Origin of the sequence: Streptomyces griseoviridis, assembly GCF_005222485.1 — a bacterium.
Classification (GTDB): domain Bacteria; phylum Actinomycetota; class Actinomycetes; order Streptomycetales; family Streptomycetaceae; genus Streptomyces; species Streptomyces hintoniae.
The window spans coordinates 1,063,664-1,080,452 of the sequence record NZ_CP029078.1; the positions used below are offsets into that span (position 1 = coordinate 1,063,664).

At 71.7% G+C, this 16,789-nt stretch carries 11 protein-coding genes; 6 read left to right on the forward strand and 5 right to left on the reverse strand.

Features of this window, described 5'->3' with window-relative positions:
* The first annotated feature begins 657 nt into the window (after positions 1–657).
* From DDJ31_RS04470 to DDJ31_RS04485, 4 genes are all read left to right on the forward strand, one after another.
* The gene (locus DDJ31_RS04470) at positions 658–1,452 is read left to right on the forward strand and encodes a streptomycin biosynthesis protein (protein ID WP_240678284.1); all 795 of its coding nucleotides are present in this window, start codon (positions 658–660) and stop codon (positions 1,450–1,452) included.
* 369 nt (positions 1,453–1,821) lie between these two features.
* Complete coding sequence (locus tag DDJ31_RS04475; protein ID WP_127181591.1) at positions 1,822–3,150, forward strand: cation:proton antiporter; 1,329 nt, start codon at positions 1,822–1,824, stop codon at positions 3,148–3,150.
* A 102-nt stretch (positions 3,151–3,252) separates the two neighbouring features.
* Positions 3,253–3,687, forward strand: a complete 435-nt coding sequence (locus tag DDJ31_RS04480; RefSeq protein ID WP_127181590.1) for a VOC family protein — start codon at positions 3,253–3,255, stop codon at positions 3,685–3,687.
* A gap of 251 nt (positions 3,688–3,938) precedes the next feature.
* Positions 3,939–4,607 (forward strand): hypothetical protein, encoded by a 669-nt coding sequence (locus tag DDJ31_RS04485; RefSeq protein WP_127181589.1) that lies wholly within the window; start codon positions 3,939–3,941, stop codon positions 4,605–4,607.
* A 260-nt stretch (positions 4,608–4,867) separates the two neighbouring features.
* On the opposite strand, the gene DDJ31_RS04490 is transcribed toward DDJ31_RS04485, so the two are convergent.
* Positions 4,868–5,650, reverse strand: a complete 783-nt coding sequence (locus DDJ31_RS04490) for an MBL fold metallo-hydrolase (RefSeq protein ID WP_127181588.1) — start codon at positions 5,648–5,650, stop codon at positions 4,868–4,870.
* 92 nt (positions 5,651–5,742) lie between these two features.
* On the opposite strand from DDJ31_RS04490, the gene DDJ31_RS04495 reads away from it, so the two are divergent.
* Positions 5,743–6,345, forward strand: a complete 603-nt coding sequence (locus tag DDJ31_RS04495) for a TetR/AcrR family transcriptional regulator (RefSeq protein ID WP_127181587.1) — start codon at positions 5,743–5,745, stop codon at positions 6,343–6,345.
* Between the two features lie 156 nt (positions 6,346–6,501).
* Here the strand turns inward: DDJ31_RS04495 and DDJ31_RS04500 are convergent, their stop codons facing one another.
* From DDJ31_RS04500 to DDJ31_RS04510, 3 genes are all read right to left on the reverse strand, one after another.
* Entirely contained in the window at positions 6,502–7,710 is a 1,209-nt protein-coding gene (locus DDJ31_RS04500; protein ID WP_127181586.1) for a glycosyltransferase family 4 protein, read from the reverse strand.
* 389 nt (positions 7,711–8,099) lie between these two features.
* Complete coding sequence (locus DDJ31_RS04505; protein WP_127181585.1) at positions 8,100–8,498, reverse strand: DUF4440 domain-containing protein; 399 nt, start codon at positions 8,496–8,498, stop codon at positions 8,100–8,102.
* Between the two features lie 79 nt (positions 8,499–8,577).
* Positions 8,578–8,850 carry a hypothetical protein gene (locus DDJ31_RS04510; RefSeq protein ID WP_240678283.1) on the reverse strand — a complete coding sequence of 91 codons (273 nt, stop codon included), beginning with the start codon at positions 8,848–8,850 and terminating at the stop codon, positions 8,578–8,580.
* A gap of 612 nt (positions 8,851–9,462) precedes the next feature.
* Here DDJ31_RS04510 and DDJ31_RS04515 point away from each other — a divergent pair.
* Positions 9,463–15,786 (forward strand): DNRLRE domain-containing protein, encoded by a 6,324-nt coding sequence (locus DDJ31_RS04515; RefSeq protein ID WP_127181584.1) that lies wholly within the window; start codon positions 9,463–9,465, stop codon positions 15,784–15,786.
* A 223-nt stretch (positions 15,787–16,009) separates the two neighbouring features.
* Here DDJ31_RS04515 and DDJ31_RS04520 read toward each other — a convergent pair whose 3' ends face one another.
* Positions 16,010–16,720, reverse strand: coding sequence for an alpha/beta fold hydrolase (locus tag DDJ31_RS04520; protein WP_127181583.1), 711 nt, complete (start codon positions 16,718–16,720; stop codon positions 16,010–16,012).
* Positions 16,721–16,789: the final 69 nt, after the last annotated feature.

A 16,789-nucleotide genomic window follows, 5' to 3' on the forward strand; every position in this document is an offset into this window, starting at 1 on the left:
GTGTTCAACCCCGGACCTGAACACTCCGCCGGCCCTGAATCACCGTCCGATGGCACCGCCAACTAACGCTACACACAACCGTGTTGGCGCACCCGGTGACCGTTCTTCAGGTTCTTGAGTCAACTCGACTTAAAAAAGGGGCTATTGGGGACACCGTTGCAGCCCTCAGAGACCCTTGTTAGTCTCAAGCCGCTTCGACCGCCCGCCCCCCCACCACCTGACAAGGGTGTTCGTACCGCCCCCGGCTCCGGCCGGCGCCTCTCGTGCCACCGACTCGGTGCCGCACGATGTTGTCATTTCCGGAGTTTGCTCTTTCTGATCAGTGCGTCCCCTGTGGTTGCCCGTATCGCTTACCCCGCCGATACACGACTGACGGAAGGACCGTATATGTTCCCTGCGCACATAGCGTCCCTTCAGTGCATTCCCACTCCCGAAGAATGCATGGTGGAAAGACCGGAGTCACACAGTTCGGCACCGCCGGAAACGAGAGAACCGGATCAGGGCACGATCGAAACAATCGCAACGGACGCTCTGCTGCCCGCCGACTCCCCCAGGACCGCAGGTCTCGACGAAGACCACGTCCGGGCTCTGGCCGATGTTCTCGAAAGCCTCCCGCCCCTCCTCGTGGAGCGGAATTCTCTCCGGGTCATCGACGGAATGCACCGGCTCCTCGCCGCCCGCCTCAAAGGGCACGAGCATGTGCGGGTCCAGTTCTACGACGGCGACGCCGACCAGGCGTTCCTGCACTCCGTCCGCATCAACGTGCGGCACGGGCTGCCGCTGACCAGAGCGGACCGGCGGGCCGCCGCCGAGCGCCTGTTCCGTACGCACCCGCAACTGTCCGACCGGGCCATCGCGGCGATCGCGGGGCTGGCAACCAAGACCGTGGCACGGCTGCGTCTCACCCTGATCGGCTGCTCCTCCTCCGACGTCCGGGTCGGCCAGGACGGCAGACGCCGCCCGGTGAACAACGCCGACGGCCGCCTGGCCGCGAGCCGGGTCATCGCCCTGCGTCCTGAGGCGTCCTTGCGGGAGATCGCCCGTGAGGCGGGCATCTCCGTCGGCACCGCGCACGACGTCAAGGAGCGCATCAGACAGGGCAAGGACCCGCTGCCCGACGGCGTGCGCGAGAAGACCCTGGAGATCGCGCCGGCCCCCGCGGACGACACCCGGAGCCCGGCGGCACCCGCCGAGCCGCCCGAACGCACGGTCGCGCAGGACATGCAGGAGGTGCTCCAGCGGCTGCGCCAGGATCCGTCCCTGCGCTACACCGAATCCGGCAGGTCGCTGCTGCGCTGGCTCGGGACCAGCACCGTGATCCCGGCCGAACTCCCGGTACCGCTCAAACAGGTGCCCGCCCACTGCGCGGTGAACGTGAGCCGGCTGGCCAGGTCCTGCGCGGCGGCCTGGCTCGAACTGGCCCTCCACCTGGAGAGCGGCACGTCCCGCTGAACCGTTGAGCCGCTGAACCGCCGGATCACCACGGCCATGGCGAACAGCCACGGCGCACCACGGCCCACGAACCGAGACCGGAACCGGAACCGGGAGCGGAACCGACGACCGGACCAGAGCGACCGAGACCCGGCTGCCGCCAGCCCGCAGCCCGCAGCCCGCAGCCCGCAGCCCGCAGCCCGCAGCCCGCAGCCCGCAGCCCGCAGCCCGCAAGGATCGCGTACCCCCACCCCCACCGCCCTTCCATCCAGGGAGCCACCTCGTGCGCAGCCGATCCGTCATCCCCGCCACCGCGACCCGCAGGGCGCGCGGGTGTCCTGGCCGTCCGGCGGACACCGCCCACCGGCCCACCGGACCCGGCGGACGCTCATGAACGCTTCGCAGACGGTGCAACTCCTCGTCGCCCTGGCCCTGATCCTCGGGGTGGCGCGCACGATGGGAGCGCTGGCCCGCAGGCTCGGCCAGCCCGCCGTCATCGGCGAGATCCTGGCCGGTGTCATGCTGGGCCCCACGCTGCTCGGTGACGACCTCTCCATGGAACTCTTCCCGGCGGACGTCCGCTCGCTGCTCGGCGCGCTGGCCGCGGTGGGCGTCGCGCTCTTCATGTTCCTCGTCGGCTCGGAGCTCGACCTGGGCCTGCTGCGCGGCAGCGGGCGGGCCACGATCTCGACGTCGCTGTGCTCGACGCTGCTGCCGCTCGGCCTGGGCGCCGCACTGGCCTGGCCGCTGATGGACGCGCACCACGAGGGCGACCCCACCGGCTTCGTGCTGTTCTTCGCGGTGGCCATGGCCGTGACGGCGTTCCCCGTGCTGGCCAGGATCATCGCCGACCGCGGACTCGCGTCGACCCGGCTCGGGACGACCTCGCTGGCGTGCGCGGCCATCGCGGACCTGCTGGCCTGGTCGCTGCTGGCCGTGGTCGTGGCCGTCGCCACCGGCGGGCGGCTGGAGTGGAGGCTCGCGCTGCTGATCCCCTACGCCGTCCTGATGGTCACCGTCGTACGGCCGCTGCTGCGCAGGGCGAGCACCTGGGACGCGCCGAAGGGCGGCGGCCCAGGCCGGAACTTCGTGGCGCTGGTGCTGGGCGGGCTGCTGCTGTCGGGGGCCTGCACGGAGTGGCTCGGCATGCACTACGTGTTCGGGGCGTTCCTGTTCGGCGCGGTGATGCCGCGCGGGCTGAACGGGAAGCTGCGCGACGGTGTGCTGGAGCGGATCGAGCCCCTGTGCGGGCTGCTGCTCCTGCCGGTGTACTTCGTCCTGTCGGGGCTGAAGGTCGACCTCTCCCGACTGAACGGTTCGGATCTCGGCGCACTCGCCGCGATCATGGCGGTGGCGGTCGGCGGCAAGTTCCTCGGCGCGTACGGCGGGGCCAGGTGGGGAGGGCTCGACCGGCGCGACGCGGCGGCCCTCGGCGCTCTGCTCAACACCCGCGGGCTGACCGAACTGGTGGTCCTGGGCGTGGGACTTGAGATAGGGGTCCTGGACAACCGGCTCTACTCGCTGATGGTGGTGATGGCGGTGACCACCACCGCGCTCACCGGCCCGCTGCTCGGCGTCATCCTCCGCGACCGTTCCCCCGACGGCGCGGACGTCCCACGGCCCGCCGGCACGACCGATCCGCCGGACGCCGCGGAGGCGGCCCCTGACGACTCCTCGGCCTCGCCCGCGCCGAACGCCTCGCCGGCCAAGCCGTCCTGACGGGGACCGCCGCCCGGCCGGCCCTCTCCCGGACGGGCCACGACGTCCCGACGACGGCCTCTCCTGCGCCGGATCGGCGCCGGGCGAGGGTACGGTCCGGTCATGGCAACACGCATCGACCTGACCCTCGACTGCACGGACGCGAAGCTCCTCGCGGAGTTCTGGAAGACGGCCCTGGGCTACGTGGACGAGCCGCCGCCCGCCCCGTTCGAGACCCGCGAGGAGTGGTTCGCGCAGTTCGACCTGCCCGAGGACGATTCCGTGGACGACGCCCAGTGGCTCTGCGACCCGGACGGCACGGGACCGAGGCTCTCCCTCCTCAAGGTCCCCGAGCCGAAGACCGCGAAGAACCGTCTCCACCTCGACATCCGGGTACCGGGCCACGGCAGCGCGGCGGAGCGGTGGGCGCGGATCAGAGCCGAGTCGGAGCGTCTGGTGGAGGCGGGCGGGAGCGTTCTGGCCCGGTTCGACGAGCACCACATCGTGATGGCCGACCCGGAGGGCAACGAGTTCTGCGTGGCGGCCGCCGCGAACTGAGAACGGCGGACACAAGGCCGGGAGCGCGCCCGGACGTGCCCTCGACGCCGCGTCGGATGTCCGCAACACCGTCCGTCCCACTTTTCGTGAAGTGCCGTGCCGGCGGCGGCACTTCGAGTGGCTTCGCCGACTGGCTTCGCCCCCGCCGAACTGCCGTCGCCGGCCAGGGCTTTGGAGCCGGCGGGGCGATCGGTACAGCCCGGAGCCTCCGCCCCGCTCACCAACTGGTCCCCGTTGCTACGATCTTCGACGTGGCGAAGCGCAAGGTGCGACGGCGGGCCGAGAAGATTCTCGGGGCAGAGCCCGCCGCTCTGGTGTGGTGCTCCCTTCCGCGAGCGATCCCCAAGCCGCCGAAGGAAGTACACCGGGCCGCGGGCAAGGGGCCGTTGAGGAAGCGACGGCACTGGCTGTTCTACGTCGGTGCCGTGGTGTTCTGCTTCGTCGGGGCCGTGGTCCTCCTGCTCGACCTGCTGGAGTCGCTGTTCGACCGGATGCTCGGCATCAAGGAACCCGACGAACGCCGCACCAGCAGTGGTGACGCCGACCCCAGACCGTCAACTTCCGGGCGCCCAGGCGGCGGTGGGGTCTTCGACGGCGACTGGAACCTGACGGCCGGACAGTGGCTGCTGCGCTGGTACTCCCAGGCGCCGTCCCAGCGCCGGCTGGTGCTGCTGGACGGAGACCGCGTCCGCGTCGCCGCCTCGCCCCGCCGCCGGCTCATGGAGACGCGCGCCACCGATTTCCGGATCATCGCCACGTTCACGCCGGACGAGGCGCGGATCGAAGCCGACGCGGCGCAGCGGCGTGCGCTGGCCTCCTTCCGCATCCGGTTCGCGGACGGATCCTGGCTCGTACTGGGCGATCTCGACACGTCCAAGGACGCCGACCACTTCCTGAACACCGCCCTGTCCGACGACTGACCGTCGACGCGGCGGCTGTCCCCCATTCCGTCAGCTCCACGTCATGCGCGTCGCCCACCGCCGAGAGACCGACGCCACCGCTTCCGCCGTACCGTCCCGGCTCCGGCCGTAGAGCCACGCCTCGCTGTCCACTGCGCGGGACAGGATCCCGCGAAGCCGGAGTCGCGGCTCACAGATGAAAACTCCGCTGCTCCCCCATGGCCGACCTTGGCTCCGGCGGTCCTGGCGGTGGTCGGACGTTGGCACGGCCGACCCTCCGGTCATGTCGCCAGATCCAGCCACTCCCCCACGGCCAGCACGTGGGCGCGCCGTCCGGCGTGGGTGCGGAACTCCTTCTCCGGGTCGGAGACCTCGACGTAGCCCGCGATCTTGTCGGGCTGCTCCGTCTCGTAGTGGATCGGCACCGCGTATCGGGCGTCGAGGATCTCCGCGGCCACTGCGGCCTGCCTCGGGTCGAGCGCGGCGGGCAGGGGGCTCGGCGGCCGCAGGTGCGGCGCGTCGACCACCGCGCCGTTGGCGGGCAGGAACACCGCGTCTAACGGGCTGAACCGGCGCGCGATGAGCCACCAGTAGCCGTGGAACATCGTGTCGCCGCCGTGGAAGACCCGCTGACCATCGGCCTGCACCACCCAGTTCAGCTGTGGGTCGCCCAGCCCGTCGACGGAGGGGACGGCGGTGACGCGGAACGGCCCCATCTCGCGGGTGGACCAGGGATCCACGACCTCGGTGGCAAGCCGGTGTTGGCGCAGCTCGCGCTCGGCCGGCAGCGTCGTCACGTTGTCCACGTCGTCGCCGTGACCGGGCGCCGGCCGCAGCACCGGCGCACCCGGCGTCAGCGCCTCCGCGAGCGCGGACGCGTCGGTGTGGTCCCGGTGCAGGTGGGTGAGGAGTGCGGCGGTGGCCTTCCCGCTCGGCTCCAGCAGCCCCTCGCCCGCCTTCCACCCCGTGAACAGCGGCGAGATGTCCCGTACGTAGTCGATCACCAGTCGCTCACCGTCCGCCTCGACCTCCAGTCCGGCCCAGCCCAGTCGTCGTACCCGCATCCCGCACTCCTTCGTCTCGGTGACCGACCCGGAATTTAGCGTACGGTCGCCCCCTAAAACAATAGCGAACGGGCGTACGCTATTCTCGTCGTATGTCACCACGACGCTCAGCGGCCGAAGCGCAGGCAACCAGGGGCAAGATCCTCGGCCGTGCCGCCGAGATCGCCTCCGCGGAAGGGCTGGACGGCATCACCATCGGCCGGCTCGCCGAGGAGCTGGAGATGAGCAAGTCCGGGGTGCACAAGCACTTCGGCACCAAGGAGACGTTGCAGATCTCCACGCTGGACAAGGCGTTCGTGGACTTCTGGCACCGGGTGGTCGAGCCCGCGCTGACCGAGCCGCCGGGCCTGCGGCGGCTGCGCGCGGTGTGCGCCAACTCCGTGGGCTACCTGGAAGCGCCGCTGCTGCCCGGCGGCTGCCTGATGACCGCGGCACTCAGCGAGTACGACGGCCGCCCCGGCCGGGTCCGCGACGCGGTGGCCGAGGTGTGGTCGCGCTGGCGGGAGCAGTTGCGGGCGGACCTGACCGCAGCGGTGGAGAAGGGCGAGTTGCCCGCCGGGTTCGACGTCGACCAGGCGCTGTTCGAGATCGTCGCCGCCGGGCTGGCGCTGAACGCGGCCATGCAGCTCCAGCACGACCGGACGGCCGCAGGCCGGGCCCGCCGCGCGATCGAACGGGCCCTGGACCAGTCCTGACCGCCCGCCAGACCGGTCACCGGCCGAGCACGTCGAGCGAGAGCCCTGCCCATCGGCGATCGAGCGAGCCCCGCCGAACTCACGCAACCATCAAGGGAAATGGCGCCTCGGCGAGGAAACGCCCTACGCGACGTGTCCGGCGGGCTCGCAGCCGGGCTACGCGACGCCGATCGCGTCGAGGCCCGCGAGGACCAGGTGGGCCCGGTGGTTCCAGGTGTGGCGGTGCAGGAACTGGTGACGCGCCGCGTCGCCGAGTGCCCCTCTGAGGGCGGTGTCGGTGACGAGGCGCCTGAGGGCCTCGGCCCAGCTCTCCTGATCGTCGGGCGGACGCAGGAGGCAGTTGACCCCGTCCTGGAGGACTTCGCGCAGCACGGGCAGGTCGGAGGCGATGATGGCGCGTCCATGCGCCATGTACTCGAAGATCTTCATCGGGGACGCCCAGCGGCCCGTTTCGCCGTGGCCGCCGGCGGTGTAGATCTTCGCCTGGTAGGGGGCGAGAACGACGTCGAACAGCGCGTAGTACTCGGCGACGGCAGCCGGCGGCAGGTGACCGTGGAAGTGCGCGTTCGATGGCCTGGCCTCGTTCCGCCAGCGGGCGAGGTCCTCGGGAGCGCCGCCGACCAGGTGGAAGTCGCAGTCCGGGAAGCGCCCGGCCAGCGCCAGGACGAGGCCGATACCGCGTCCTTCGTAGAGGTGTCCGACGTATCCGATGCTCGGTGCGCCCGGTCTTCCCGGTATCGGCGGCGGGTTTTGCGGGCGGGTGAGCGTGCGGGGATCTTCGGCGGCCTCCGGAGCGACGACGATCGGAAGTGTGCCCAGGTGGCCGTAGGCGAGGCGGTAGTCCTGCCCGAGGGCGCGGGTGATCACGACGATGCGGGCCGGCGGGGTACGGCGGAGCAGATCCTCCTCCATGCGCAGGGTGTTGGGGTCGTCCCGCATGCGATGGGTCTCGTAGACCAGTGGCGCCACATCGGCCGCCGCGGCGAGGGCGTACAGGTCGTGACCGTAGATGAGGTCCGGTGGGTCGCGTGTCAGCAGGGAGCGGACGCGTTCGGCGCGCTCCCGGTACCCGGCCGGTGAGTAGTCGGGGCTCTCGACCGTCGCCACGGTGAAGCGGTGGCGCACCCCGTAGTAGCTGTGCGGGTCCGGAACGGTGTAGGTGCCCGGTGCGGTGTAGAGCGTGACGTCGTGACCGGCCTCGGTGAACGCGTCGCACATCCGCATGGCGTGGATGCTGTTGGCGTAGAGCGAGGGGACACTCCCCGGGTGCAGATACGCGATCCGCAGGCCCGTCCGGGCGGTCGGTCCGTACCGTGACTCCCCTTCGCGTGGCCGGACTTGCCGTGCGGGGCGAGGTTCGGTCACGTCCGGCTCCGATCGTCTGCGCACCGAGCGCTTCGCGGCGGCGCCCGGTGGGCGTGTTCCGCGGTGGGCGGGGCTGCGGCGGAGTTGTCGCCGACGACTCGACGGACTTGGCCGGCGCCGCCCGCCCGGCCGCGCAGCGGCTTGTCGTCATCGCGGTCCAGCCACACCAGGATGGCAGCCCCGCGCCGCCCGAACAACACCAGGAGACGGACGACGGCGTCGCACCGGCGATGTTCGACGGCCGCCTCCACAGGTGTTTAGCGGGACATCTGTGGATCAGGGCATCGTGGATGCCGGCGAGGTTGGCGCGACGGTGGGCCACCGTCGGCAGGGCTTCGGCCGCAGGTGCGAGATCCGCTCCGGATCGAACCGCCGCGACCCGCGGACCCTCACGGCCGGTCCCACCAGGAGAACGCCGCGATCCGCCATCCCTCCGGCGTGCGGACGAACTGCATGGTCTTGGTCCCGCCGCCCTCGAACGGCTCGCCGTCCAGGACGCCGGCCTTCCGGTACTCGCCGAAGCGCGACGCGATGTCGCCCGCGATCTCGGTTCGCTCGGAGGTCTCCCACTCCGCGAACTCGACCAACCGGCCGTCGGCGAGCAGGCGTTCGCGCGGCTCGATGAACTCGTCCACGGTGTAGGCCGTGTACTTCGGCCCGGTCAGCACGATCACCCCACCCGGAATGACCAGCCGGCGGATCCGGGCCACGTCCGCGGCCTTGCCGCCGCGGTTGTCGAAGGCCCCGAAGAACTCGGCGGTCAGCGCGTCGATCTCGGACTTGGACATGGCGGGACGCTAACACCGCCGGGCGGCAACGGACATGGCGTCGGGGCGACTTCGGCCCAGGGCACCCGCCGGAACCCGGTCAGCCGCGCTTGCCCTCTCGCCCCCGTCGGGACGTCGCCCAGGAGCGGAGCGAGGCGCCGGCCTCGCCGATGGCGACCAGAAGGGCGGCCGACGCGGCGCACGCCCAGAAGCCCGCGGGCTGGTCCACGATCAGGCCGAGCAGCCAGAGGGCCAGGGTGAGCAGGAGCCACCAGGCGGCGAGGGAGGCGACTTGCCGCCACAGGCGCGCACGGCCGCTCGGGGCGGCAGCGCTTCCTTGGGCCGGCTCCGGACGGGAGCGCGCGGGGGTCACGACGGCGGTACCTCCAGAAGGGCGGGCCGGGGCGGGGCGACGGGCCGGTCTTCGCCACGTCCGCCTCAGCCTATCCGCCGTCCAGGCCGCTCCCGTTCAACTCGTTCGGCCCCTCGCCCGGTTGACGAGCCCGCCGCGCGGGCCGCGGACCCGGTGCTCGGGCCGTCTGGCGCGGACGGCCGCGGTCCGGAGCCGAGGCCGGCGGTGAGTATGCCCGCCTCCTCACCGGTGAGACGGCGGGCAGGTTCGGCGTTCGCGCAGGTCATCGTCGCGGCCATGGCCCGTTCGGTGACCGGCCGGTTGCGTGCCGATCCGGCCGACAGGTCGGCGGCGGGCCGCGCCGGCCGCGGCGGGGCCCGCTCCTCGGGGCCGGTCCCGCGTCGCGGACGTGGTCTTGAAGATGGGTGCCGCCACCCATACCACGATCGCCACATTCCGCACGATCATGATCACTTCGGGTTACGGGGGTCCCGAGTGCGCGTCCGACGGCGTCGGGCGGGTGGTGCTGACGTTGCCCCCTGCCCCGGCGCCGACCTATCCGATCCGGACAGGTCGGTGATCGCGCCCGTCACCACCGTGCCGGGCGCCGGACGAGCGACCGGAGTCCTGACGATGCGTCAACCTGAACCGCCTGAAGGCAGATCCGCCCGGCACCGGAGGAGACCCGGCTGGGTAGCGGGGAGCCTCTGCCTGGCCCTCGCCGCCTCTCTCCTCGAAGGCGTCTTCACCGGCGCCGTGGCCGCGCCCCGCGCGGAGCCGCCCGAGGCCCCGGCAGCGGCCGCCGCCTCCGAGGCCGCCGACATCCCGTCCGCCCGCGTCGCGGCTCGCCTGTCCGGCAAGCGGGTCGAGGCGCTCGCCGAACGCACCGAGACCTCGACCACGTGGGCGAACGCCGACGGCACGCTCACCACCGAACTCAGCGCCGGCCCGGTGCGGTTCAAGGACGACGACACCGACACCTGGCGGACCGTCGACCTGGACCTGGTACGGACCGAGGACGGCACCGTCCGTCCCAAGGCGCACCCCGGAGGGCTGCGCCTGGCCGGGAAGACCGGCACGGTCGCGCGCTCCCTGCGGGCGACCCGGTCCGCCGACGCCACCGACCTGGTCACGCTCGGCGACGGGGACCAGCGGGTCACCCTCCAGTGGAAGGGCGGTCTGCCGAAGCCCGCGCTGGACGGCACCCGGGCCACCTACGCCGAGGCGGTGCCAGGCGCCGACGTCGTGGTCGAGGCCACCCGCACCGGCTTCGAGCAGTTCGTCGAGATCAAGCAGCGTCCCACCGGGGACGCCTACACCTACACCCTGCCGTTGCGGGCCGCAGGGCTGAAGGCCGAGCAACTGAAGGACGGCAGCGTCCGGTTCACGGACGGCGGGAAGAAGACCCGCGCGGTCATGCCCGCGCCGGTCATGTGGGACGCCTCCGTCGACAAGCGGTCCGGCGAACACACCCGCAAGGCGAAGGTCGGGATGGAGGTCGTCCAGAAGGGCTCCTCCATCGACCTGGTGATCACCCCGGACAGCGCGTTCCTCGATGATCCCGACACGGTGTACCCGGTCACCGTCGACCCGTCCGCCTCGGCGCTGTCCAACGTCTTCGACACCTACGTCCAGCAGGGCGAGACCGTCGACTGGTCCAACGACACCGAGCTGGACTTCGGCAATCCCGGCACCACCAACGCCAACGGCACGCCCAGGACGGCCCGTTCCTTCGTCACCTGGAACACCTCGCCGATCCAGGACGCGCTGGTCTCCAGCGCCAAGCTGTCGCTGTGGAACTTCCACTCAGGCAACACCGACTGCAAGGTCCAGCCGTGGGAGGTGTGGTCGGCGGGAGCGGCGTCCACCTCGTCGCGCTGGACCGCGCAGCCCGCGTGGACGGCGCTGAAGGCCACCTCGACGGAGACCCGCGGCAACGCCTCCTGCGCGGCGACCCAGCCGAAGGGCTGGATCAACGCCGATGTGACCGGCCTGGTGCAGGAGTGGGCCTCGGCGAAGGCCACCCGCGGTCATCTGGGGCTGCGGGCCACCAGCGAGACGGTGGTCGCCCAGTGGAAGCGGGTCAACTCCGCCAACGCGGCGAGCAATCCGCCGAAGCTGGTCGTGAACTACAACTACCGGCCGCGCACCGGCACCAAGCAGGAGGCCGGGCCGCCGTACTTCTCCTACGGTGGCGCCTGGGCGGTCAACACCCTCAGGCCCACCCTGCGCGACACCTTCGTGGATGCCGACGGTGACCAGGTCAACGGCACCTTCCAGATCTACGACAGCGCCACCGACACCCAGGTCGGGGGCGTCCTCGTGTCGCCGTACGTGCCGTCCGGCCAGACCGCCGAAGTGACCGTGTCCGCCGGGGTGTTGGCGAACGGCAAGACGTACAGGTTCCGCACCTCGCCCTACGACGGGACGCACTACAACAACGGCTGGTCGGCCTGGAAGACCTTCACCGTCGACACCACCGCCCCCTCCGCGCCCTCCGCGATCACCTCGACGCACTACCCGACCGGCTCGTGGGTCAAGGGCGCGGGCCAGGCGGGCACGTTCACCGTCACCCCGCCGTCCGGTACCGACCACAACTGGCTCGAGTGGTCGCTCGACGGCGTGACCTGGACCAAGGTCGCCACCGGTGGCGCCTCCACACCCAAGGCCCTCAGCATCGCCCCGCCCAAGGACGGCACCCACACCCTCCAGGTCCGCGCGGTCGACAAGGCCGACAACAAGTCCGAGGCCGCGGAGTACGTCTTCCACGCCGGCCCCGGCGGCTTCGTCCAGCCCGCCGACGGTGAACGCACCGCCCGGCGCCTGCCGTTGGTCGCCGAGGCCGACGCCGGCCGCTACGACAAGGTGTCCTTCTCCTGGCGCCGTTCCGAGGCCGACGCGTGGACGGCGATCCCCGCCGCCCACGTCACCTCCGGGGGCACACCGCTGTCCGGCTGGCCCGTGCCGCTCACCGGGGGCCGCAACGTCGCCCTGGTGTGGAACACCACGCAGACCGTCGACCCGGACGGCTCGATCCAGATCAAGGCCGACTTCACCGGCCCGAACAGTGCCTCGGGCAGCACCCAGCCGCTCACCGCGGTCGTGGACCGCGACGCGAACGGCGCCGCCGCCGCGGAGGCCGGTCCTGGCTCGCTGAACCTCCTCACCGGTGACTACACGCTGTCCGGTACCGACGTCTCGCTGTTCGACACGTCGGTGACGCGCGCCGCGTCCTCGCGCACCCCCCAGGCCGGGGCGGCGCAGCAGGGCCAGGCCGCCATCTTCGGCAAGGAGTGGACCAGCGGCACCGCGGCCCAGGCCGTGGAGTCCGACTACACGCAACTGGTCAAGACCTCCGCGTCGTCGCTCGACGTGGTGAGCACCGACGGCATGACCGTCGCCTTCACCGCAGACGCGGCCCGCACCGGGTGGGTCGCCGAGCCGGGATCGGAGAACCTGACCCTCAAGGGCGCCTTCGCCTCGGGCGACTTCACCCTCGCGGACACCGAGGGCGCCGTGACCACGTTCCGCCGGGTCAACGCCTCCGCCGACGCGTGGGTCGTCGTGCGCTCCCTGATCGACGGCGAGGCCCACTCGACCACCGAGGTGGTCTCCGAGGCCGTCACCGTGGACGGCAAGGTCCTGGCCCGGCCCAAGCATGTGATCGTCGCCAGCAGCGCGGTCACCGTCGGCGCCTGCGAGGCGTCTCCCGCCACCCGCGGCTGCAAGGTCCTGGAGTTCGTGTACGCGACGTCCACCACCGCCACGTCCAGTGCGCTGGGCGACGTGAAGGACCAGGTGGCGGAGATCCGTGCCTGGGCCACCTCGCCCGGCGCGACCGCGTCGACGGCGACGGCCGTCGCGAAGTACGCCTACGACAGCGCGGGCCGGCTGCGCGAGACCTGGGACCCTCGCATCTCCCCGGCGCTGAAGACCACGTACGGCTACGACAGCGCCGGACGTGTCACCGGCATGACGCCGCCGGGGCAGCTTCCCTGGACCTTCGTCCACGGCAAGGCCGGCGCGGCCGCGGTGGCTGGTGACGGCATGCTGCTGAAGGTCTCCCGTCCCACCCTCTCGGCCGGTTCGGCCGATCAGCCGGACGGTTCGGCGGCCGTGACCTCGATCGTCTACGGCGTGCCGCTCACCGGCACCCGGGCTCCCGCCGCGTTCGGCGCGAGCGACGTGCGGGCGTGGGGCCAGTTCGACGCGCCGAGCGACGCGACGGCCGTCCTGCCGAGCGGCTCCGCACCGGCCTCGCACGACGGTGCCGACCTGACCGCGACCACCTACGGCCGCGCCATGGTCCACTACCTGAACGCGTCCGGCCGCGAGGTCAACACCCTCGATCCCGCGAAGAACGTCACGACCACGGAGTACGACGCGGCGGGCAACGCGGTGCGGGAGCTGTCGGCGGCCAACCGGGCGCTCGCGCTCGGAGCCACCAACGCAGACCAGGCACGCCTGAACGACCTCGGCATCGCCGTGCTGCCCGCCGCCGAGCGGGCCGAACTCCTCTCCAACAGGGGCGTCTACAACGCCGACGGCTCCCGCGAGCTGGAGACCCTCGGGCCGCTGCACCGCGTGGTGCTTGAGGCCGATCTGAAGGAGGGCAGCACCACCGTGGCGGCGGCCGGCGACCAGCTGGCCGTGCGGCACCGCACCGTCAACGAGTACGACGGGGGCCGTCCCACCGACGGCACCGCGACCGTCTCCGACAAGGTCACCCAGAGCACCGAGGGCGGGCAGCCCCGCAACTGGCCGGCGCTGACGGCCGACGCCCGGACCGTGCGGACCGGGTACGACTGGGTCCTCGGCAAGCCGACCAGCACGGTCCAGGACCCCGGCGGCCTCGCCATCACCGAGAAGGCCGGCTACGACGGCGACGGTCGCCAGACCAGCCGCAGCCTGCCCGGCTCCACCGGCTCCGACGCCGGGACCGTCCTCACGGACTACTACGCCGGGACAGGTACCGGCGTGTGCGGCGGGCGCCCCGAGTGGGCGGGCGAGGTGTGCCGCACCCGGCCGGCCGCGGCCGTCACGGGCGGCGGGTCCAACCCGTCGGAGCTGGTGACCACTGTCGCCGAGTACGACCGCTGGGGGGAGACCGCCAAGCTGACGGAGACCGCGGGCGGCGCGACGCGGGTGAAGTCCACCACGTACGACGCGGCGGGCCGCGCCCGGAACGTCACGGTCACCGGAGGTCTCGGCACCGCCGTCCCCGCCGTCACCACGACGTACGACGCCGGCAGCGGCAAGGTCGCCACGATCACCTCGACCGACGGCGGCACCATCACGAAGGCGTACGACCGGCTGGGCCGCCTCATCTCGTACACGGACGCCGACGGCGCCACGACCACCAGTTCCTACGACGCGCAGGACCGCCCGGTCGTGGTCGGCGACACCGTGCCGTCCACCACGACGTACGCCTACGACACGGCGGTGGATCCGCGCGATCTGCCGACGTCGCTGACCGACTCGGTGGCCGGCACGTTGTCGGTCCGCTACGACGCCGACGGGCAGGTCCGCAGCCAGCAGCTACCCGGCGGCTACACCCTCGCCCAGAGCACCAACCCGGCGGGCATGCCGACCCAGCGCGTCTACACCCGCGACAGCGACGGGACGGTCGTCTTCTCCGAGACCCTCGTCCCCACGGTGCACGGGCAGCGGTCGCTGTACACCGGCTCCCTGGGGCAGACGTCCACCCAGAGCTACCGCTACGACAAGGCCGGCCGTCTGACCCGGGCCGAGGACGACACCGTCGACGCCGTCTGCGTCACCCGCAGCTACGGCTTCGACAAGAACTCCAACCGCACCGCCCTGGCCACCTCCGCGGCGCAGCCCGGTCTGGCCTGCACCACCGGCGGAGCGACGACGGTCAACCACACCTACGACAGCGCCGACCGGCTGGTCGACCCCGGCTACGTCTACGACGCCTTCGGCCGCACCACCTCGGCGCCCGGCACCACGCTGGCGTACTTCGCCGACGACCTGGTGCGCCAGCAGGTCTCGGGCGGGCAGCGGCAGACCTGGACCCTCGACTCCCAACTCCGCACCCGCGGCTGGACGGTGGAGTCGAACGCGTCGGGCACCTGGACCCGCACCGCGTCCAAGGTCAACCACTACGGATCCGACGCGGACTCCCCGCGCTGGATCGTGGAGGACACCGCGACCGGCTCGATGACGCGCCATGTCGACGGATTCGACGGCCAGTTGGCGGCCACCACCGCCAAGTCGGGCAACACCGTCCTGCACCTGGTCAACCTGCACGGCGACGTGGTCGTCCAACTGCCGTTGGACGCGAGCCAGGCGCCGACGGTGCAGCGCACGGACGAGTACGGCAACGTCTCCGGTGCGTCAGGCGTCCGCTACGGCTGGCACGGCGGCATGCACCGGTCGACCGAGACACTCACCGGGCTCACCCTGATGGGGGTGCGCCTCTACAACCCCACGACGGGCCGGTTCCTGTCGGCCGACCCGATCCCGGGCGGTAGCTGCAACGCCTACGACTACGCCTGCGCCGACCCCGTCAACAGCGACGACGTCACCGGCTGCGCCACCTGCCGGGTCCCCAAGCACGCCTGGACCGGCCGGAGTTTCACCACGGTGCTGCGCACCACACGGTGGAGCTACGGCAGTTGGCACAACTACAACTACCACTGGTTCTGGGACGTCGTCAGCGGCGACAAGGGGCCGGTGCCGATCACCGCGTGGAAGCGGCAGTACCGCTACCGCAACCAGTACGTGTTCAAGTGCAAGGTGGTGGCCTGGTACGGCTACGGCCGGCAGAAGATCCTGGCCACGTACGAGACGCGCTACCAGTACTCCTACCGTGACCGCACCTCCTACCGGATCGCGTTCACCGGCATCAAGTGGACGCGGACGGGCGGCTGGAGCTGGACGAGGACGTCCAGGACCTACGTCTCCAGTTCCAGCATCGTCTACACGAAGGGCTGAGGCCGCTGCCTCCCGGCGGTGCCCCGCGGTCAGTTCCGCGGGGCACCGCCCTCTCCGCGTTCGGGGCCGGCCCGGCACCCGGACGGCTCGACGCCGTCCGGGAACCACCGTGTCCGTCCTGACCGCCGTCACCGTCGAGCCGTCGAGCAGTCGGCCGTCGACCGCTTCGTCGTGGCAGCCGCGCTCGGTCCGCCGTCCGCGCGTGCCCGGTGCCTGACGCGCGCTACTTCTCCGTCTGGTCGCGGAGTGCCTTCGCCACATCGTCCGGGTGGGTGAGGATCGTTTCGTGCGTTCCCGGGACAAGGACCGGCTCCACGCCGGCACGGGCGGCGAGTTCAGCGCCCGGCGCGGCGAGCGCGCGGTCGTTCTCGGCTAGGAGATAGGTGATCGGCACCTCCGCGGCGGTGAGGTCGACGGTGTCGAGCGCGTCGAGCATGTAGCCGCCGGGCTGCGGCACCAGCAGGTCGTGGACCAGACGCTGGAGGTCCTCCGGCTCGTCCTGCATGAGTGAGGCGCGGAACGAGGGGAAGTCCACCCCGATGGTGTGGTCCGGTGAGGCCGCGATCGTCGCGCGCACATAGCCGCCGATCTCCGGGCCCATCGCGTCGGCCATCGACTCGCCGGGCCGCGGGACGAACGCGCTGACCAGGGCGATGCCCGACAGGCGTCCTGCCAGCCGCCGCACGGCGCCGGCGATCGGTATGCCGCCCCAGCTGTGGCCGACCAGCACCACGTCGGTCAGGTCCCGGCGCTCGATCTCGGCCGTCAGGTACTCCACCGCGTCGGCCAGTCGCAGTGCGCGCGGGTCGTCACCGGGCGAGAGACCGGGCATGGTCAGCGCGACGGCCCGATGACCGGCACCGGCCATCCGCTGTGCCACCGGGTGCCACGACCAGCCACCGTGCCAGGCCCCCGGAACGAACACATAGGTCATCAGCAACTCCCCTGCTCAGGATCTCGAACGCGGAATTGGACTATACGCCTCACCAGTAGAGCCATCACC